Below are 19,104 nucleotides of genomic sequence, written 5' to 3'. Positions count from 1 at the left end.
ACCTCAATGGTTCAGCGTGCTGGACGTGAGGACCGGCCTGCCGCGCCGGCGCCGCTGCGTCCGGAGGGCCGACCGCCACGGGCGGGACCGCTCGATCCGCCGCGGGACTGGCCGCCGGGGCCACCCGATCCGCCGCGACCGCCGCGTGCCGGACCGCCGCCGCGAGGCGAAGAGGTGCCGGGACGACGGCGGGGCTGCTGCTGGACGGGAGCGCGTGGGGCGGGCTTGACGAACTCGGCGGTGGCGCCGACCAGTTCGCTCACGGCCTCGGACTCGGCGTTCACCCGGATCGGGTGCACGGCGATCGCTGCCTTGCGCAGCAGCGCCTGCGTGTCGCGGCGCTGCTCGGGGAGCATCACCGTGACCACGTCACCGGCGCTGCCGGCGCGGGCGGTGCGGCCCGAGCGGTGCAGGTATGCCTTGTGCTCTGCCGGCGGATCCACGTGGACCACGAGCTCCACCGAGTCCACGTGGACGCCGCGGGCTGCGACGTCGGTGGCGACCAGGACCTTGATGTCGCCCTCGCCGAACGCGGCGAGGTTGCGGTCACGCTGGGACTGCGACAGGTTGCCGTGCAGGTCCACCGCGGGGGTGCCCTGATCGGTGAGCTGCTTGGCCAGCTTCTTGGCCTGGTGCTTGGTGCGGGTGAAGAGGATGCGGCGTCCGGTGCCGGAGGCCAGCTGCTTCACCAGGTCGCGCTTGTCGTCGTTGTGGACCTCGAAGACGTGGTGCGTCATCGCGGAGACATGGGAGGTCGCCTCATCCACGGAGTGCAGCACCTGGTTGTTCAGGAAGCGCTTGACCAGCTTGTCCACACCGTTGTCCAGGGTGGCGGAGAAGAAGAGCCGCTGACCCTTGGAGTCGGTCTTCTCCAGCAGCCGGGTGACCACAGGGAGGAAGCCGAGGTCTGCCATGTGATCGGCCTCGTCCAACACGGTGATCTCGACGGACTCGAGGCTCAGGGCGCGCTGGTTGAGCAGGTCCTCGAGGCGGCCGGGGCAGGCCACGACGATGTCCACGCCGGACTTCAGCGCGTTGATCTGGCGCGAGGCGGTGACGCCGCCGAAGATCGTGGTGGTCTTGAGGTTGTACGAGGCCGCGAGGGGCTCGAGCACCGCATTGATCTGGGTGGCCAGCTCGCGGGTGGGAGCCAGGATCAGGCCGAGCGGGCGGCCGGGGCGGCGGTTCTTGGCAGCGTTCTTCTCACCGAGGCGGGCGACCATCGGGATGGAGAAGGCGAGGGTCTTGCCGGAGCCGGTCTTGCCGCGGCCGAGGACGTCGCGTCCGCCGAGGGTGTCGGCCAGGGTCTGCTGCTGGATCGCGAAAGCGTCAATCTTGCCGTCTGCAGCGAGTGCGCGCACCAGCGGTGCGGGAACGTTGAGGTCGGCGAAGGTCTGGGTCTCAGAAATGGCGGGAGCCTTTCGGAAAGCGCCAGACACAGAGGAGGCAGGGGTATTCCTGCCTGGGACTGGTCTGGCATAGGGCGAAGGCATCGGTTGATGCACTCGGTCGCCGCGAGAAAATCACTGCTGAAACGTGGGCCGGTGGAAAACACGGCCCCGTTGATCAAGGCGTTCTTACGACGCAGGCATCCACACGTGGTGGCCACCAAGTTCCCTACTCTACCTCATGGCTGGGACCCGCGAGCCAGGTCACTTGCCGCTGATCTGGCTGTAGTGCTCCAGCGCCTCCTCGCGCGAGGCCTTCAGGTCCACGATGGGGTCGGCATACTCGGGGCTGTTGAGCTCCGGGATCCAGGCGTTGATATAGGCGCCCTTGGGGTCGAAGCGTTCCCGCTGGCGCTCCGGGTTGAAGATGCGGAAGTACGGGGCGGCGTCCATCCCGCAGCCGGCCACCCACTGCCAGTTTGCGGGGTTGGATGCGGCGTCGGCGTCGACCAGGGTGTCCCAGAACCAGGCCTCACCCTCACGCCAGTCGATGCCCAGGTTCTTGATCAACAGGCTGGCCGAGGCCATTCGGACCCGGTTGTGCATGTGCCCGGTCTCCCAGAGCTGGCGCTGGCCGGCGTCCACCCAGGGGAAACCGGTCTCGCCCCTGGTCCAGGCGCGGAAGTCCTCGGGCGCCTCGTGGCGGGACTTCCAGGGGTAGGCGTCGAACTGGGCGCGCAGATTGGTGTGCGGCAGCTGCGGGAAGTGGAAGAGCAGGTGCCAGCAGAACTCGCGCCAGCCGATCTCGGAGAGGAACTTGTGCACCGCCTCGTCGGTCTGCTGGTGGGCGGCATGCCAGACCTGGCGCGGGCTGAGTTGGCCGAAGCGCAGGTAGGGCGAGACCCGCGAGGTGCCGTCCCCGGCCGGGACGTCCCGTGCGTCGTCGTAGTCCTGGACCTGGTCCTCCAGAAACTCGCGCAGCCGCTGATGGCCTCCGGCCTCGGTGGGGGTCCAGTTCTCGCGCAGGCCGCCGGCCCAGTCCGGACGGGTGGGCAGCAGCTCCCAGTCCTGCAGGTTCCCGGAGCCCTGGTTCAGCGCGGGAAGTGCAGCCTCGGCGTCCGCGAGGGGGCCCAGCGGAGCGGGGCGCTCCAGCGGGGCGCCGGGATCCCGGACGCTGATCTGCTTCCAGAAGGGGGTGTAGACCTTGTAGGGGCCGCCGGTGTTGGTCTGCACGGTCCAGGGCTCATGCAGCAGCGAGGCGTTGAAGCTCTCCACCTCGATGCCGTGGTCAGGCAGTGCGGCCTTGATGCCGGCGTCCACCGCGCGCTCGGGGCCGCCATAGCGCCGCGACCACTGCACCTTGTCCGCGCCGAGCTCCTTGGCCAGGGCGGGAAGGATCTCTGCAGGGTCTCCTGCCCGCAGCAGCAGCGGGATGCCGAGGTCGCCGAGATCGGCGCGCAGCGACTCCAGTGCGTGGTGCAGCCACCATTTGACCGCACCGCCCAGCGGGCGGACTCCCGGGCTGACCTCATCGAGGACATAGAGTGCGACGACGTCGCCCGGATTCTGCGCGCGCTGGCAGGCGGTGAGCAGCGCTTCGTGGTCTGCGGTGCGCAGATCGTCGCGGAACCAGAGGAGCGTGCGGGTCATCAGTGCCCTTTCGGCGAAGCGTCGCCGCGCGAGCGGCCGTCCTGGCTGGCACAGTAGCAGGGGAACCCGCTCATCAACTGGGCTGGTGAAGGAGATGACGATGTCTGAGGAAACGCAGTCCGCCGAGGAGTCCGAGCGCTGGCTGGTGATCAAGGGACGCCGCTGGCGCCGGACCGACCCGGCGCTGCCCGAGGAGCTGGTCGCGGCACTGAAGTCCCACCTGGGCCGCGGCAGATCCGGGGTCGGGGCCGGGAAGAAGTCCGGCGACGCGGATCGGGTGGCCGCCTCTCGGAGACGGGTCGGCCTGGCCAAGACCGGGCTGGGGGAGCGTGGTCCCTACTGGTGGCAGCTCCCCGAGGCGGAGAGGATCGCGGCGGCGAAAGAGGTGCTGGTCGAGCTCGACGCGCTGGATGCGACAGATGAGAGTGCGTCTCAATAAATACATTGCAATACGTTTATGTGTGTGATGTGCTCTGACTGTGCGTGATGACCCGGCGCTGATCAGCGCGGCCCAACTGTTCAAGGTTCTCGGCCACGAGTCGAGGCTCCTGCTGCTCTGCCAGATGGCGTCGTCTCACAAGACCGTGACTGAGCTGGTCCAGCTCACGTCGATGTCGCAGCCGCTGGTCTCACAGCATCTGCGGACACTGAAGCAGGCGGGGCTTGTGCTGGCCGACCGTCACGGGCGAGAGGTCGAACACCGATTGGCCGACGACCACGTCTCCCATGTCATCGCCGATGCCATGGCGCACGCGCGAGAACCTCTACCCGAGCGTCTACCCCAGCAATCGGCGGTAGCGTCCGCCGGCAAGGAGCATCATCATGACTGAGAACCCGGCCGAGCACCGGACTGCCGAGCACAAGCTCGACGACCACGTCCACGGAGAGAATTGTGGCCACGAGGCTGTGGAGCACGATGATCACGTCGACTATGTCCACGACGGCCACCGCCACGCAGTCCACGAGGATCATTACGACGAGCACTGAGCGCGACCGGCATAGCCCGGCGGGGTTTCAGCCGAGTCGCAGCAAGGCACGAAGGGGAGTCCCGATGTGGGGGCTCCCCTTCGTGCGTCCGACGACCCCTGCGACGGTGGAGCCGGCCTCGATTGTGCAGTTCGACCGCCGTTTAAGGCCTCGAGACCAGAAAAAGCTGCACGAATTGAACTCTCGATGACGCGATCGAGCGGGGCAGAGCGGAACCGGAGCGCACAACCCCTCGCGGTGTGACCAGATCAACGAGTCCTCTTGTGCCCCACATCACATACCGTATACGATCTGAAATATCATCTGCCGGAGCGATCCGGGCCGGCTCGTCGAGGAGACCATATGAGCGCACAAGAACTGGGCACGCCCGGCAAGATCATCGCCGTGCACATCAGCTATGAGTCCCGAGCCGCAGAGCGTGGCCGTCGTCCCGCCACCCCGTCCTACTTCTTCAAGCCGACCAGCTCGCTGGGGCTCTCCGGGGACGCCGTGCAGCGCCCCGGCGGGACCGAGCTGCTCGCCTTCGAAGGGGAGATCGCGCTGATCATCGGGACAGAGGCTCGCCAGGTCAGCGCCGAGGACGCCTGGAGCCACGTCCGCGCCGTCACAGCGGCCAACGACTGGGGGCTCTACGATCTGCGTGCCGCAGACAAGGGCTCGAATGTGCGCAACAAGGGCCGCGACGGCTACACCACGGTCGGCCCAGACCTCATCGACGCAGCCGCAGTGGACCCGCACCGGCTGCGTGTGCGCACCTGGAAGAACGGCCACCTCGTCCAGGACGGCACCACCGGTTCGATGATCTTCCCGCTGACCCAGCTCATCGCCGACCTCTCCCAGCACCTGACCCTGCAGCCCGGAGACATCATCCTCACCGGAACCCCCGCGGGCGCCTCCGTGGCCGAACCCGGCGACACCATCGAGGTCGAGGTCGACGCCGCCGGCGGACTCACCAGCGGCCGGCTGCTCAGCCCGGTCACCGAGAGCCCAGGCGGGTTCGACCCGGCGCTCGGCTCGCTGCCCAGCGTGGACGACACTCAGCGCGAAGAGGCCTGGGGCTCCCGGGAGGCCGCCGGCCTGCCGCCGAAGCCGGTCCCCGGGGTCAACCCCGCGCTGCACGCCAGATTGGAACAGGTGCCGGTGGCCGCGCTCTCCCAGGAGATGCGCAGACGCGGGTACAACAACGTCACCATCGACGGCGTGCGCCCGACCCGCCCCGGGCACAAGCTCATCGGCACCGCGCGGACCCTGCGCTTCGTGCCCCACCGCGAGGATCTCTTCGCCTCCCACGGCGGCGGCTTCAACGCCCAGAAGCAGGTGTTCGACTCCGTGCACCCGGGCGAGGTCATCGTGATCGAGGCGCGCGGGGAGCGCGGCTCCGGAACCCTGGGCGACATCCTGGCGCTGCGTGCCCTGCACCGCGGCGCCGCCGGAGTGGTCACCGACGGCGGGGTCCGCGACTACGCGACCGTGGCCGAGATCGCACTGCCGGTCTTCAGCCAGGGCCCGCACCCGGCGGTGCTCGGCCGCAGGCACGTCCCCTGGGATGCCGACCTCACCATCGCCTGCGGGGGAGCCACCGTGCAGCCCGGAGATGTCATCGTCGGCGACGAGGACGGCGTCATCGTCCTGCCGCCGGCGATCGCGGAGGAGGTGGCCGAGGCGGCACTGGTCAAGGAGGCCGAAGACGCCTGGGTCGCCGAACAGGTCAAGGCCGGGCACCCGGTGGACGGCCTCTTCCCGATGAACTCCACCTGGCGCGCCCGCTACGAGACCGAACAGGGTCGACCCGGCGCCGAGGCGCCCGTGCGGGAGGGGGAGGGCCCGTGATCCGCATCGACGAGCGGATCAGCAAGTCCGAGCTGACCTACGACTGGATCCGCGAGCGCATCATCGGCCGCGAGTTCAATCCCGGCTACCGGCTCGTCCTGGGCGCCATCGCCAAGGAGCTGGGCATCAGCGTGGTCCCGGTCCGCGAGGCGGTGCGCCGGCTCGAGGCCGAGGGGCTGATCGAGTTCGAGCGCAATGTCGGGGCGCGGGTCGCCATGGTGAATCAGGACGAATACATCGACACCATGCAGACCCTGGGCGTGCTCGAAGGGGCCGCCACCGCGCTGGCGCTGCCGCTGATGCGCGACGCCGACCTCGCCCGGGCCCAGGCGATCAACGATTCCATGCGCGCCATGCTCGAGGACTTCGACCCGGTCGCCTTCACCTCGCTCAACGAGAAGTTCCACCGGGCGCTGTTCCAGCGCTGCCCCAACCCGCACATCTCCGAACTCGCCGACCGCGGCTGGAATCGGATGTCGGGGCTGCGCAGCTCCACCTTCGCCTTCGTCCCCGACCGGGCACCCCGCTCCGTGCAGGAACACGACGAGATCCTGCGCCTCATCCGCGAGAACGCCGAGCCGCATGCGATCGAGATGGCCGTGCGCCAGCACAAATGGCGCACCGTCGAGGCCTACCGCCAGCAGCGCACCTCTTCCTAAGGAGAACCACCTCAAGATGAACGACTACCAGAGCCCCGTTCCGGCTGACCTGCCGGAGAAGATCCAGCACTACATCGACGGCGAACTCCGCGACTCCGCCGAGGGCGGCACCTTCGAGGTGCTCAACCCGGTGACCAACGAGGTCTACCTCAGCGCGGCCGCCGGCACCAAGGCCGACGTCGACCTCGCCGTCGCCGCCGCCGGCCGGGCCTTCGAGACCGGACCGTGGCGCGAGACACTGCCCCGGGAGCGCTCCCGGGTGCTGCATCGGATCGCCGATCTCGTGGAGGCCCGCGGTGACCGGCTCGCCGAGCTGGAGTCCTTCGACTCCGGGCTGCCCATCACCCAGGCGCTCGGACAGGCCCGGCGCGCCGCGGAGAACTTCCGCTTCTTCGCCGACCTGGTCGTCGCGCAGGCCGACGACGTCTACAAGGTGCCGGGCCGGCAGATCAACTATGTCAGCCGCAAGCCGATCGGTGTCGCCGGGCTGATCACCCCCTGGAACACCCCGTTCATGCTGGAGAGCTGGAAGCTCGCCCCCGCCCTGGCCGCCGGCAACTCGGTGGTGCTCAAGCCTGCCGAGTTCACCCCGCTCTCGGCCAGCCTCTGGGCCGGGATCTTCGAAGAGGCCGGACTGCCCCAGGGTGTGTTCAACCTGGTGAACGGGCTCGGCGAACAGGCGGGGGATGCCCTGGTGAAGCACCCGGACGTTCCGCTGATCTCCTTCACCGGAGAATCCAGCACCGGGCAGACCATCTTCGCGAACGCGGCACCGGCGCTGAAGGGGCTCTCCATGGAGCTCGGCGGGAAGTCACCCGCCGTCGTCTTCGCCGACGCGGACCTCGAGGCGGCCATCAACGCCACCATCTTCGGGGTGTTCTCGCTCAACGGCGAGCGCTGCACCGCCGGCAGCCGGATCCTGGTCGAGCGCAGCATCTACGCCGAGTTCGTCGAGCGGTACGCCGCCCAGGCGGAGCGGGTCAAGGTCGGTCTGCCGCATGAGCCGGGCACCGAGGTCGGCGCCCTGGTCCACCCGGAGCACTTCGAGAAGGTGATGAGCTACATCGAGATCGGCAAGGACGAGGCCCGGCTGGTCGCCGGCGGCGGCCGACCCGAGGGATTCCCCACCGGCAACTTCGTGGCCCCCACGGTCTTCGCCGATGTCGCGCCCGAGGCCCGGATCTTCCAGGAGGAGATCTTCGGCCCGGTGGTCGCGATCACCCCCTTCGACTCCGACGCCGAGGCGCTGGCGCTGGCGAACAACACCAAGTACGGGCTGGCCGCCTATATCTGGACCAACGACCTCAAGCGGTCGCACAACTTCGCCCAGTCGGTCCAGGCCGGGATGGTCTGGCTGAACTCCAACAACGTCCGCGACCTGCGCACCCCCTTCGGCGGCGTCAAGGCCTCCGGACTGGGTCACGAGGGCGGCTACCGCTCGCTGGACTTCTACACCGACCAGCAGGCCGTGCACATCAACCTCGGAGAGGTCCACAACCCGGTCTTCGGCAAGGCCGACTGAGCCTCTCGCCTCTGCACCACCCACACCCGCACTTTCCACCATCGAGCAAGGATGCTTCTGATGACTGACACCCCCACCCAGGATCGGATCCCGACCCCCTCCTCCCCGGCGCCGGACATCCTGCGCTGCGCCTATATGGAGCTGATCGTCACCGATCTGCAGCGCTCCCGCGACTTCTATGTCGACGTCCTGGACCTCACGGTCACCGCCGAGGACGAGGACGCGATCTATCTGCGTTCCATGGAGGAGTTCATCCACCACAACCTGGTGCTGCGCCGCGGAGACCAGGCGGCCGTCGCCGCCTTCTCCTACCGGGTGCGCGCGCCTGAAGACTTGGACAAGGCCGAGGCGTTCTACCGCGAGCTCGGCTGCGAGGTCATCCGCAACAGGGAAGGCTTCACTCGCGGCATCGGGGACTCCGTGCGGGTCCAGGACCCGCTGGGCTTCCCCTACGAGTTCTTCCACGACGTGGAGCACGTCGAACGCCTGGCCTGGCGCTACGATCTCTACACCCCCGGCGCGCTGGTCCGGCTGGACCACTTCAACCAGGTCACCCCGGACGTGCCCAAGGCCGTGGCCTATATGGAGGACCTCGGCTTCCGGGTCACCGAGGACATCCAGGACGAGCACGGCACCACCTACGCGGCCTGGATGCGGCGCAAGCCCACCGTGCACGACACCGCGATGACCGGCGGCGCCGGACCTAGGATGCACCACGTGGCCTTCGCCACCCACGAGAAGCACAACGTGCTCGCGATCTGCGACAAGCTCGGCGCGCTGCGGCTCTCCGACCACATCGAGCGCGGCCCCGGCCGGCACGGCGTCTCCAACGCCTTCTACCTCTACATCCGCGACCCCGACGGGCACCGGATCGAGATCTACACCCAGGACTACTACACCGGAGACCCGGACAACCCGGTGGTGACCTGGGACGTGCACGACAACCAGCGCCGCGACTGGTGGGGCAATCCTGTGGTCCCGTCCTGGTACACCGAGGCCTCCACGGTGCTGGACCTGCACGGGCGCCCGATGCCCTCGGTGGAGCGCACCGAGCATTCCGAGATGGACGTGACCATCGGCGCCGACGGGTTCTCCTACACCCGCAAGAATGACGAGGACTCCGTGCCCTCCTGGAAACAGGGCGAGTACAAGCTGGGCCACCAGCTCTGATGCCGGGCGAGCCAGAGACCAGGAGATCACGATGCTGACCCCAGATGAGATCACCACCATCGCCGACGAGCTCGCGGAGGCGGAGGCGCAGCGCAGCATGATCCCGCTGCTGACCACCCGCCACCCCGAGATGACCATCGAGGACTCCTACGCGGTGCAGAACGAATGGCGACGCCGCGCCGTCGCCTCCGGGCGCCGGATGGTGGGCCGCAAGATCGGGCTGACCTCCAAGGTGATGCAGGTGGCCACCGGGATCACCGAACCGGACTACGGCGCGATCTTCGACGACATGGTCTTCGAGAACGGCTCGGTGATCGAGCACGGCCGGTTCTCCAACGTCCGGATCGAGGTCGAGCTCGCCTTCAAGCTCGGCAAGCCGCTCAAGGGCCCCGGGGTCACGGTCTTCGACGTGCTCGACGCCACCGACTACGTGGTGCCCGCCCTGGAGATCCTCTCCAGCCGGATCGAGATGGCCGGCCGAACCATCGTGGACACGATCAGCGACAACGCGGCCATGGGCGGCATGGTCTACGGCGGCAACCCGGTGGCCCCGGATGCGGTGGACCTGCGCTGGGTCTCCGCGCTGCTCTACCGCAACGAGACCATCGAGGAGTCCGGCGTCGCCGCCTCCGTGCTGAACCATCCCGCCATGGGTGTGGTCTGGCTGGCGAACAAGCTGGCCTCCCACGGCGACAGCCTGCAGGCCGGCGAGCTGATCCTCGCCGGCTCCTTCACCCGCCCGATGTGGGTGGAGCGGGGCGACACCGTGACCTGCGACTACGGAGAACTAGGAACCCTGACATGCCGCTTCAACTGAAACCCACCCTGCGCGAGGACCTCGCCGCCGCCGACCGTGCGCTGATCGGCGGCTGGGTCTGCTCCGGCTCCCCGGTGATGGCCGAGATCATGGCCGGCTCCGGACTGGACCTGGTGCTCATCGACATGGAGCACGCCCCCAACGGGCTGGAATCCGTGCTCGCCCAGCTGCACGCGCTCTCCGGCTACCCGGTGACCCCGCTGGTCCGGCTCTCCTCCGACGACCCGGTCACCATCAAGCAGGTGCTGGACCTCGGCGTGCAGAACCTGCTGATCCCGATGATCTCCACACCGGAACAGGCCCGGGCGGTCGCCGCCTCCACGCAGTACCCACCGGCAGGGCGGCGCGGCATCGGCAACGCGCTCGCCCGCTCGGGCCGCTGGAACCGAGTGCGGGACTACCTCGACGACGCCGCCTCGCACATCAGCATCTACCTGCAGATCGAGACCGCGGAAGGCGTGGAGAACGCCGAGGCGATCGCCGCGGTGGAGGGCATCGACGGGATCTTCGCCGGTCCCAGCGACCTCTCCGCCTCGATGGGCCTGCTCGGGCAGCAGACCCACCCCCAGGTGGTCGACGCCGTGAAGTCCACCTTCACCGCCGCCCGCCGCGCCGGCAAGACCGCCGGCGTCAACGCCTTCGATCCGGCCGCCGCCCGTGACTACCTCGACGCCGGGGCGTCCTGGGTCCTTGTGGGCGCCGACGTCTCCCTCGTGGCCCGCGGCTCGGAGCAGCTCGCCGCGGACTTCATCCCACGCACCGCTCACTGAGGAGTCACCCATGCAGTTCCACCACCACGGCTACGTCTCCAAGAACCCGCGGGTCCAGGCGCCCGCCGGCGTCGGACTCGACCGCCCGCAGGAGCTCCCGGAGCACATGGACGTGCTCATCGTGGGCACCGGCCCGGCGGGGATGATCGCGGCCGCCCAGCTGGCCCAGTTCCCGCAGGTCCACACCCGGATCATCGAGAAGCGTGCGGGTCGGCTCGAGGTCGGTCAGGCCGACGGCATCCAGGCGCGCAGCGTGGAGACCTTCCAGGCCTTCGGCTTCGCCGATGAGATCTCCAACGAGGCGTACCACATCACCGAGATGGCGTTCTGGAAGCCCGACCCGGAGACGCCGGAGAACATCACCCGCACCGCCCGACCCGCCGATGACCCGCATGGGATCAGCGAGTTCCCACACCTGATCGTCAACCAGGCCCGGGTGCTGGACTACTTCGCCGAGTCCATGGCGAACTCGCCCTCCCGGATGACCCCCGACTTCGGCTGGGAGTTCGTGGACCTGACCGTGCATGAGTCCGGGGAGCATCCGGTGGAGGTCACCCTGCGCCGCTCGGGCGGCCCGGAGCAGGGCCGGGAACGCACCGTCTGGGCCCGCTATGTCCTCGGCGCCGACGGAGCCCGCAGCGGGGTGCGCGAGGCCATCGGCTGCACCATGGAGGGCGACCGGGCCAATCACGCCTGGGGCGTGATGGACGTCCTCGCCGTGACCGACTTCCCCGACATCCGCCGCAAATGCGCGATCCAGTCCCGGTCCGGGGGCAGCATCCTGCTGATCCCGCGCGAGGGCGGACACCTGTTCCGGATGTACGTGGACCTCGGCGAGGTCCAGCCCGGGGAGGGCGCCCAGGTCCGCCAGACCACCCTCGAGGCGATCATCGAGAACGCCAACCGGATCATGCACCCCTACACGGTGGACGTGAAGCATGTGGCCTGGCACAGCGTCTACGAGGTCGGGCACCGGGTGACCGAGACGTTCGACGACGTGCCCGCCGAGCTCATCGGTCAGCGCGCGCCCAGGGTGTTCATCGCCGGGGACGCCTGTCACACGCACAGCGCCAAGGCCGGGCAGGGCATGAACGTGTCCATGCAGGACGGATTCAACCTCGGCTGGAAGCTGGGTCAGGTGCTGCAGGGTCGCAGCCCGGCCTCGCTGCTGAGCACCTACTCGGGCGAGCGGCAGGTGATCGCGCAGAACCTCATCGACTTCGACAAGCAGTGGTCCACGCTGATGGCGCAGAAGCCCGAAGAGATGGAGGATCCCTCCGCGCTGGAGGACTTCTACGTCAAGACCATCGAGTTCCCGGCCGGTTTCATGACCGAGTACACACCATCGATGATCACCGGGGAGGCCACCCATCAGGAGCTGGCCACCGGATTCCCGGTGGGGAAGCGGTTCAAGTCCGCCTATGTGTCCCGGGTCTGTGACGGGAACCCGCTGCAGCTGGGCCACCTGGCCACCGCCGACGGACGCTGGCGGCTCTACGCGTTCGCCGACGCTCCAGCCGCCGGGGAGTCCCGTTCCGGGGCCGCCTCGGCCCTGGCCGACTGGGCGCACTGGCTGCACACCGACCCGAGCTCCCCGGTGCTGCGCCACACCCCGGCCGCGCAGGACGAGGACACGCTCTTCGACATCAAGGTCATCTACCAGCAGCCACATGACCAGTTCGACGTCACCGACGCTCCGCGCGCCTTCCTGCCCACGGTGGGACCCTTCGGACTCACCGCCCGGGACCGGGTCTTCGGCACCCACCCCGAGCAGGACATCTTCGCCGAGCGCGGGATCAGCCGGGAGGGCTGCGTCGTCGTCGTCCGCCCGGACCAGTACGTCGCGCACGTGCTGCCGCTGACCGACACCGCAGCCCTTGCCGACTTCTTCGCCGGTATCTTCCTGGAGGCCGACCATGCACGCTGAACACTCCGCCACGATGCCCGCCGCAGGGAATCCCGGGCACCCCACGTTCCCGGTGCGCAACCCCGCCACCGGCGCGGTGGTGGACCTGGTCCGCGACCACTCCGCGGACGAGGCCGCCGCAATGGTCGACGCCGCCCAGGCCGGGTTCCGCACCTGGCGCGCCACCAGCCCCCGGCATCGCTCCGAGGTCCTCATGGCCGCCTACCGGGGCATGCAGGAACAGGCCGAGCGGCTGCGCGACCTGATCGTGGCCGAGAACGGCAAGTCTCAGACCGACGCCGCGGCCGAGGTGACCTATGCCAGCGAGTTCTTCCGCTGGTACGCCGAGGAGGCCGTGCGGACACCTGGTGACTACACCGAGGCGCCGGCCGGGGGAGTCCGCAACGTGGTGACCCGGCACCCGGTGGGGGTCGCGGTGCTCATCACCCCGTGGAACTTCCCCGCCGCGATGGCCACCCGCAAGATCGGCCCGGCCCTGGCCGCAGGCTGCTCGGTGCTGCTGAAGCCCGCCAGTGAGACCCCGCTGACTGCCTTCGCGATCGCGGAGATCCTCACCCAGGCCGGGGTGCCGGAGGGAGTGGTGCAGGTCGCGGCGTCCAGCTCCGCGAGCCGAGTGGTCACCGCCTGGCTCGCTGATGATCGGGTCCGCAAGCTCTCCTTCACCGGGTCCACCGGGGTCGGGCGGCGACTGCTGGCCCAGTGCGCCGAACGCGTGGTGAACACCTCCATGGAGCTCGGCGGGAACGCACCGTTCATCGTGACCTCCGGGGCGGACATCGCCGCCGCGGTGGACGGGGCGATGCTCGCGAAGTTCCGCAACGGCGGGCAGGCATGCACCGCGGCGAACCGCTTCTACGTCCACCAGGACGTGCTGGGGGAGTTCACCGAGAAGTTCGGCGCCCGGATCGCGGCGCTGCGGGTGGGTGACCCGGCGGAAGGGGCCGACATCGGTCCGGTGATCACCGAGCAGGCCGCCGAGCAGATCCGCGGGCTGATCCAGGGCGCGGTGGACCAGGGCGCGGTCATCGCCGCGCAGGCACATCTGGCGGAGGGGCTGAACCCGGCGTTCCTGGCTCCTACGCTGCTCACCGGGGTGCCGGTGGATGCGCAGATCCTCCGCGAGGAGATCTTCGGACCGGTCGCACCCGTGGTGGCCTGGACCGATCTGGACGCGGTCATCGAGCTGGCCAATGCCGCGGAGGTCGGGCTCTCCGCCTATGTCTACGCCGGGAAGCTGCAGACCGCGATGAAGATCGCCGAGCGGCTCGAGGCAGGGATGGTCGGGGTCAATCGCGGGATCGTCTCGGATCCCAGCGCTCCCTTCGGCGGGGTCAAGCAGGCCGGGATCGGCCGGGAGGGCGGGTCCTTCGGAATGGAGGAGTTCACCGAGGTCCAGTACATGAGCGTCGATTGGTCCTGACCGGCTCAGGTTCACCCGGAGGCTCGACCCTGAGGAGCCATCAGCGGCTCAGTCAGGGGCTCTGCCGGCGGATCCGCCGGATGCTCAGCCGCGCAGCACCTTCTCCATCGCCTTGCCCCGGGCCAGCTCATCGATGAGCTTGTCCAGGCAGCGGATCTCGCGCATCAGCGGCTCCTCGATCTCCTCGACCCTGATGCCGCAGATCACGCCGGTGACCAGGGAGCGGGACGGGTTCATCGCCGGGGCCTCGGCGAAGAACGTCTCGAAGTCGACCTCTTCGTCGAGGACCCGCTGCAGCTGGTCCGCGGAGTACCCGGTGAGCCACGCGATGATCTCGTCGACCTCGGCCTGGCTGTGTCCCTTGCGCTCCGCCTTGGTCACATAGTGCGGGTAGACGCTGGCGAAGCTCATCGTGTAGATCCGGTGCCTGGTCATCGCGGCTCCTCCTGCGGTTCGAAATTCTGCTAGCCTGCCAGACATGAAGATCTCGGGCATGCCTTCGGGTCGCCTGCGCCCCGTCTCCTGACGGCGCGCGGCTCCTCCCCACCTTCTCATCGATGCTGCACGCCGTCCTACGGTATCTGACCCCGCCGGGCGGCGATCTGGTGCACCCCTTGTGAGCGCACTGCCATGATCGCGGCCGCCTCTGCTCCCGTCCTCACGCCCGACGCAGCAGACGCAGCCGCTGACCTCCGCTGCCCGGCTCCGGCACGATCCTCTCGACGGAGCAGCAGTGACACCCTCACCCCTACCCTCGCGACCCTTCCACCTCGCCGCCTCGGACCTCACGGTCATCCGCGGCGGGCGACGCATCCTCGACCGCATCTCCCTCACGCTCAGCGCCGGGTCACGGCTCGCCGTCGTCGGTGAGAACGGCACCGGCAAGACCACGCTGCTGCACGCCCTGGTCGGAGACCTCCCGCTGGAGCACGGCAGCCTCTCCCGCACCGGCACCGCGGGCCTCGCCGAACAGACGCTGCAGCACCACGACGACGCCACCGTCGGGACCCTGGTGGACCGTGCGCTGGACCGCTCGCGGGCCGCCCTGGCGGAGTTCGACGACGCCGCCCAGGCCCTCGCCGCCGACCCGGCGGCGCACGCGGAGCGGTACGTCCGGGCGCTGGCCGTCGCCGAGCAGCTCGGCGCCTGGGACGCCGAGCGGCAGATGGACGTCGCGCTGGACGCCCTGGGCGCCTGCTCCGATCGCAGCCGCCGGCTCACGCAGCTCTCGGTGGGACAGCGCTACCGGGTGCGGCTGGCATGCCTGCTGGGGGCGCCGCAGGACCTTCTGCTGCTCGACGAACCGACCAATCACCTCGACGCCGCCGGGGTGGACTTCCTCACCCGGCGGGTCCGGGCCCACCCCGGAGGGGTCGCGCTGGTCAGCCACGATCGGCACCTGCTCCAGCAGGTCGCGGAGCAGTTCCTGGACCTGGACCCCAGCCGGGACGGACGGGTGCGGCTCTACGGTGGCGGGTACATCGGCTGGCAGCAGGGCCGCCGGCGGGAACGAGAGACCTGGGAGCGCGAACACGCCGAGCAGCTCGCCGAGCATTCACGCCTGCAGGAGGCGCTCTCCACCGCGCAGAACCGGCTCTCCACCGGGTGGCGACCGGAGAAGGGCGCCAATAAGCACCAACGTCAGTCTCGAGCACCCGGGGTGGTGCAGCAGGTGAAGCGGCAGGCCGAGGCACTGGAGGAGCACCGGATCACCGTGCCCCCGCCGCCGCTCCGACTGGGCTTTCCGAACCTGGACTCCCAGCCCGGGGTGACCTACCTCGAGGCGACTGGGCTGAGATGCGCAGAGCGGCTGTCCGCGCCGGTCGATCTGCGCCTGACCGGGGGCCAGAAGCTGCTGCTCACCGGACCCAACGGAGCCGGCAAATCCACGCTGCTCGGCCTGCTGGCGGGGACGCTGCCTCCCACTGCCGGAGAGCTGCACCGCCGATCGGGAGCACGCATCGCGCTGGTCGGTCAGGAGAACCCGGCATGGGACGTCTCCATGACCGCCCGCGAGCTGTTCGAGACCCATGTCGCACGCCTGGTCAGCCGCGGGACGATCCCGCGCGGCCGGGCCATCGGGCTCGGATCGCTGGGTCTGCTGCCCCGCGACGTGGTCAACACCACCCTCACCCAGCTGTCCCAGGGCCAGCAGCGTCGGCTGGAGCTGGCGCTGCGGCTCGCCGAAGCCCCCGAGGTGCTGCTGCTGGACGAGCCGAGCAACCACCTGGCGATGTCCCTGATCGAGGAGCTCACGGCGGCGCTGCAGGAGACCCCGGCGGTCGTCGTCGTCGCGACCCACGACCGGCAGATGATCAGTGACCTGCACGGATTCCGCCGGATCCAGCTCGGGTGAATTCTGCTTCCAGGCGGCCATCCGGGGTCTGCGCCATGGCATCACCTCTGCATGACCATGCCTCCTCATCTCCGCGTGACCTGCATCTTCACGCGGTGATGGGCGCGCTCACAATGGGACCTATGGCCCTAGGCGGAGGACCGATCCGCGCGCCAGAGTGGATCGTGGCGCGCGATACCGCGACCAGAACCGCGTGGAGGGACTGAAGGACGTTGTCGATCCAGACCGCATCACAGGCCCGGACCCAGGCAGAGACCAGGGTCAGCACTTCGCTCCAGGAGCTCGTGGAGTCCCACCTCAGCTGGATCTCTGGGCTGGACGAAGGCGCCGTCGCGGCCTGGATCGAGGACCATCACGTCACGCTGACCGGCGAGGTCTGCTGGACCTACCAGCGCGAGGCCGCGGAGCAGGCGGTGCGACGCCTCCCCGGGGTCGGCTCGGTGCAGAACCGGATCGTCGTGGCCGCGCGCACGTCGCTGCGGAACGCCGAGGCCCGTCTGCGAAACGCGATGTTCCGCGACCCCCAGATCGATGCGGACCTCGTGCACGTCACGATCACCGGTCCGACCGCCGTGCTGACCGGGCAGGTGAAGTCGCTGGCCGAGAAGCGCCAGGCCGGGCTCGCGGCGTGGATCTCCCCTGGAGTGATCGAGGTCGACAACCGCCTCGTCGTCCGCCCACCTGCCAGTCCACCAAGGAGCAGACAATGAAGCAGAAGACCGTGCTGAAGAAGCACGCCGGGAAGAGCCGGAAGAAGCACGCCGGGAGGAGCCCGAAGAAGCAGTGGAAGGACATGGGACCGGGCCGGCGGGCCGGGACCATGGTGTTCAGCCTGGTGCAGGTCTCGCTGGCGGTGGCCGCCTGGATCGATCTCGCCCGGCGGCCAGCGGACCAGGTCAGAGGCAAGAAGGGCATCTGGGCCGGGGTCATCGCGGTCAACTACATCGGGCCGATCGCCTACTTCCTGAAGGGTCGGCAGACGGCCTGATCACCCAGGATGCACCCTGGGTTCAGCCTGATCCAGACCCCGCACCGCGTTCTCGCTTCGGGTGCGGTGCGAGCTGGAAGTGACGTCCGCTGATCTCTTTCGGGGTCACCCGGACGTAGTTGTCCTTCATCGTGGGCACCCAGGGCTTGAGCTCCAGCTCTTCCGCTGCCGCGATCTCCGCCGCGTTCTGCAGCCAGTGCGCCTGGCCGCGGACCGTCACCGACCATGCTGTGGTGGCAGAGATCTGGTCGGCCTCGAACAGGACCGTCTCATTGATCGCGAGAGTGGCCAGTTTGGTGCCCGGGGCGGTGCGGAAGATCAGAGTCCGGTCGCTGGAGGCGGCGTAGTTGATCGGGAAGATGTCGGCGCGTTGACCCAGGACGACGACCAGACGTCCGAAGCGCCCCCGCTCCAACAGCCCCCAGATCTGGTCGGGGTTCAGCGTGAGGATCGGTTCGCCGTCTGTGTGTTCGAGAATCATGAGCGCTCCACCGTCAATGCTTATGAGTGGGCACCACCAGAACCGGGCAGACCGCCCGGTTGAGCACGGCCTGGCTGACCGAGCCCAGCAGCAGCCCGGAGAAGCCTCCGTGACCACGGGTGCCCAGCACCACCAGTGCCGCGGTCCGTGAAGCCTCCGAGAGCACCCCGGCCGGGGAGCCGTCGAAGAACTGCCAGCGCACTGCCACCTCGGGGAACTTCTCCGCGACCTGCTCGGCTGACTTCTGCAGATGCTGCGTATAGGGACGACGCAGATTGGGGATCTCAAGATTGTGTTCGATGGTGTTGGGCCACCAGTGTCCCTGCGCGTTCAGCGGAGCAGCCGAGACCAGGGTCAGCGGGTTGTCCAGCAGCGCGGCCGCCTGCGCGGCCAGGTCCACGACCAGCTCAGGGTCGGTCTCGACATCGATGCCCACGACGATCTCAGAGTCAAAGTTCAGATCCTGCGCCACGTTGGCGAAGTGCCGGCGGTCATGGGGCCGCGGGCTTGACTCCTCCACCTGGTTCAGCGGCTCGGTGGCGCCGGCCGCACCGGTCGGAAGATCCTGTGCCGGGGCGAGCAGCTCGGTCGAGGACTCGGTCTCCCACTTCTCCGGCACCACCAGAGTGGGGCAGTGCGCATGCGCGGCGAGCTTGGCCGAGACGCTGCCCAGGACCCGCCCCGCGAAGCGGTTGCGCCCGCGTTTTCCGACGACGACGAGCTGCGCCGCTCGGCTCTCGGCGATCAGCTCGGAGCCCGGATCGCCCTGAACGGCGCGGGTGCTGACCGTCACTCCGGATTTCTCCGCCTGTGCGGCATATCTGCGGAGCATCTCGTGCACATCCTGCACCACTGCCTCGAAGTACGCGTCCATCGTCGGGACGTACGAGGCATCGGTCACCACCGGTCGTGCGAAGGTCCCGACCAGGCGCAGCGGGAGGTGACGCTGCGTGGCGACTCTCAGACCCGCCTGGAAGGCGCGCTGACTGGCTGCCGAGCCGTCAAGCCCTACGAGGACGCCGGGGTCACGCTCACTGTCCTGCTCCTGTGAAGAGGTCATATGCTCACGCTACGTCCGATATCGAATAAATCTAGGGTCTTTCGACCCTGGCGAGAAACCTCTTCTCCGGGGCATGAAA

At 68.9% G+C, this 19,104-nt stretch carries 19 protein-coding genes; 14 read left to right on the top strand and 5 right to left on the bottom strand.

The window, feature by feature from the left end:
- Positions 1-11: 11 nt before the first annotated feature.
- Positions 12-1,439, bottom strand: a complete 1,428-nt coding sequence (locus BCL67_RS09135) for a DEAD/DEAH box helicase (protein ID WP_258174917.1) — start codon at positions 1,437-1,439, stop codon at positions 12-14.
- Between the two features lie 213 nt (positions 1,440-1,652).
- Positions 1,653-3,038, bottom strand: coding sequence for a cryptochrome/photolyase family protein (locus tag BCL67_RS09130; RefSeq protein WP_106123138.1), 1,386 nt, complete (start codon positions 3,036-3,038; stop codon positions 1,653-1,655).
- A gap of 100 nt (positions 3,039-3,138) precedes the next feature.
- Here BCL67_RS09130 and BCL67_RS09125 point away from each other — a divergent pair, with 100 nt between their 5' ends.
- The 11 genes from BCL67_RS09125 (at position 3,139) to BCL67_RS09075 (ending at position 14,140) form a co-directional block, all read left to right on the top strand.
- Positions 3,139-3,477, top strand: a complete 339-nt coding sequence (locus BCL67_RS09125) for a biopolymer transporter Tol (RefSeq protein WP_106123137.1) — start codon at positions 3,139-3,141, stop codon at positions 3,475-3,477.
- A gap of 40 nt (positions 3,478-3,517) precedes the next feature.
- Positions 3,518-3,868, top strand: a complete 351-nt coding sequence (locus tag BCL67_RS09120; RefSeq protein ID WP_106123136.1) for an ArsR/SmtB family transcription factor — start codon at positions 3,518-3,520, stop codon at positions 3,866-3,868.
- Positions 3,861-4,025 (top strand): zinc transporter permease, encoded by a 165-nt coding sequence (locus BCL67_RS09115; protein WP_106123135.1) that lies wholly within the window; start codon positions 3,861-3,863, stop codon positions 4,023-4,025. Before BCL67_RS09120 ends, BCL67_RS09115 begins: the two co-directional genes overlap by 8 nt.
- A gap of 342 nt (positions 4,026-4,367) precedes the next feature.
- On the top strand, positions 4,368-5,855 hold the full coding sequence (locus tag BCL67_RS09110) for a fumarylacetoacetate hydrolase family protein (protein WP_106123134.1): 1,488 nt from the start codon (positions 4,368-4,370) through the stop codon (positions 5,853-5,855).
- Complete coding sequence (locus BCL67_RS09105; RefSeq protein ID WP_258174916.1) at positions 5,852-6,514, top strand: GntR family transcriptional regulator; 663 nt, start codon at positions 5,852-5,854, stop codon at positions 6,512-6,514. Before BCL67_RS09110 ends, BCL67_RS09105 begins: the two co-directional genes overlap by 4 nt.
- A 16-nt stretch (positions 6,515-6,530) precedes the next feature.
- Entirely contained in the window at positions 6,531-8,036 is a 1,506-nt protein-coding gene (gene hpaE / locus BCL67_RS09100) for a 5-carboxymethyl-2-hydroxymuconate semialdehyde dehydrogenase (protein WP_106123133.1), read from the top strand.
- Between the two features lie 60 nt (positions 8,037-8,096).
- Positions 8,097-9,206, top strand: coding sequence for a 3,4-dihydroxyphenylacetate 2,3-dioxygenase (gene hpaD, locus BCL67_RS09095; RefSeq protein WP_219886472.1), 1,110 nt, complete (start codon positions 8,097-8,099; stop codon positions 9,204-9,206).
- Between the two features lie 31 nt (positions 9,207-9,237).
- Positions 9,238-10,023, top strand: a complete 786-nt coding sequence (gene hpaH, locus BCL67_RS09090) for a 2-oxo-hept-4-ene-1,7-dioate hydratase (RefSeq protein ID WP_106123131.1) — start codon at positions 9,238-9,240, stop codon at positions 10,021-10,023.
- Positions 10,008-10,793 carry an HpcH/HpaI aldolase family protein gene (locus BCL67_RS09085; RefSeq protein WP_106123130.1) on the top strand — a complete coding sequence of 262 codons (786 nt, stop codon included), beginning with the start codon at positions 10,008-10,010 and terminating at the stop codon, positions 10,791-10,793. The genes hpaH and BCL67_RS09085 overlap by 16 nt, the downstream gene beginning before the upstream one ends.
- A 10-nt stretch (positions 10,794-10,803) precedes the next feature.
- Positions 10,804-12,720 (top strand): FAD-binding monooxygenase, encoded by a 1,917-nt coding sequence (locus tag BCL67_RS09080; protein ID WP_106123129.1) that lies wholly within the window; start codon positions 10,804-10,806, stop codon positions 12,718-12,720.
- Positions 12,710-14,140: an NAD-dependent succinate-semialdehyde dehydrogenase gene (locus BCL67_RS09075; RefSeq protein WP_106123128.1), complete on the top strand. Its 1,431-nt coding sequence runs from the start codon at positions 12,710-12,712 to the stop codon at positions 14,138-14,140. The genes BCL67_RS09080 and BCL67_RS09075 overlap by 11 nt, the downstream gene beginning before the upstream one ends.
- Positions 14,141-14,224: 84 nt before the next feature.
- Here the strand turns inward: BCL67_RS09075 and BCL67_RS09070 are convergent, their stop codons facing one another.
- Positions 14,225-14,575: a DUF2200 domain-containing protein gene (locus BCL67_RS09070; RefSeq protein ID WP_106123127.1), complete on the bottom strand. Its 351-nt coding sequence runs from the start codon at positions 14,573-14,575 to the stop codon at positions 14,225-14,227.
- 298 nt (positions 14,576-14,873) lie between these two features.
- On the opposite strand from BCL67_RS09070, the gene BCL67_RS09065 reads away from it, so the two are divergent.
- The 3 genes from BCL67_RS09065 (at position 14,874) to BCL67_RS09055 (ending at position 17,484) form a co-directional block, all read left to right on the top strand.
- Complete coding sequence (locus BCL67_RS09065; RefSeq protein WP_219886470.1) at positions 14,874-16,496, top strand: ATP-binding cassette domain-containing protein; 1,623 nt, start codon at positions 14,874-14,876, stop codon at positions 16,494-16,496.
- A 212-nt stretch (positions 16,497-16,708) separates the two neighbouring features.
- Entirely contained in the window at positions 16,709-17,206 is a 498-nt protein-coding gene (locus BCL67_RS09060; protein ID WP_106123126.1) for a BON domain-containing protein, read from the top strand.
- The gene (locus BCL67_RS09055; RefSeq protein WP_106123125.1) at positions 17,203-17,484 is read left to right on the top strand and encodes a PLD nuclease N-terminal domain-containing protein; all 282 of its coding nucleotides are present in this window, start codon (positions 17,203-17,205) and stop codon (positions 17,482-17,484) included. The genes BCL67_RS09060 and BCL67_RS09055 overlap by 4 nt, the downstream gene beginning before the upstream one ends.
- A gap of 22 nt (positions 17,485-17,506) precedes the next feature.
- Here the strand turns inward: BCL67_RS09055 and BCL67_RS09050 are convergent, their stop codons facing one another.
- Entirely contained in the window at positions 17,507-17,965 is a 459-nt protein-coding gene (locus BCL67_RS09050; RefSeq protein WP_106123124.1) for a pyridoxamine 5'-phosphate oxidase family protein, read from the bottom strand.
- A 13-nt stretch (positions 17,966-17,978) separates the two neighbouring features.
- The gene (locus BCL67_RS15815) at positions 17,979-19,025 is read right to left on the bottom strand and encodes a universal stress protein (protein WP_106123123.1); all 1,047 of its coding nucleotides are present in this window, start codon (positions 19,023-19,025) and stop codon (positions 17,979-17,981) included.
- Positions 19,026-19,104: the final 79 nt, after the last annotated feature.

Origin of the sequence: Nesterenkonia sandarakina, from assembly GCF_003003175.1 — a bacterium.
GTDB classification, from domain to species: Bacteria; Actinomycetota; Actinomycetes; order Actinomycetales; family Micrococcaceae; genus Nesterenkonia; species Nesterenkonia sandarakina_A.
This window is presented reverse-complemented; position numbering and strand designations above follow the sequence as displayed.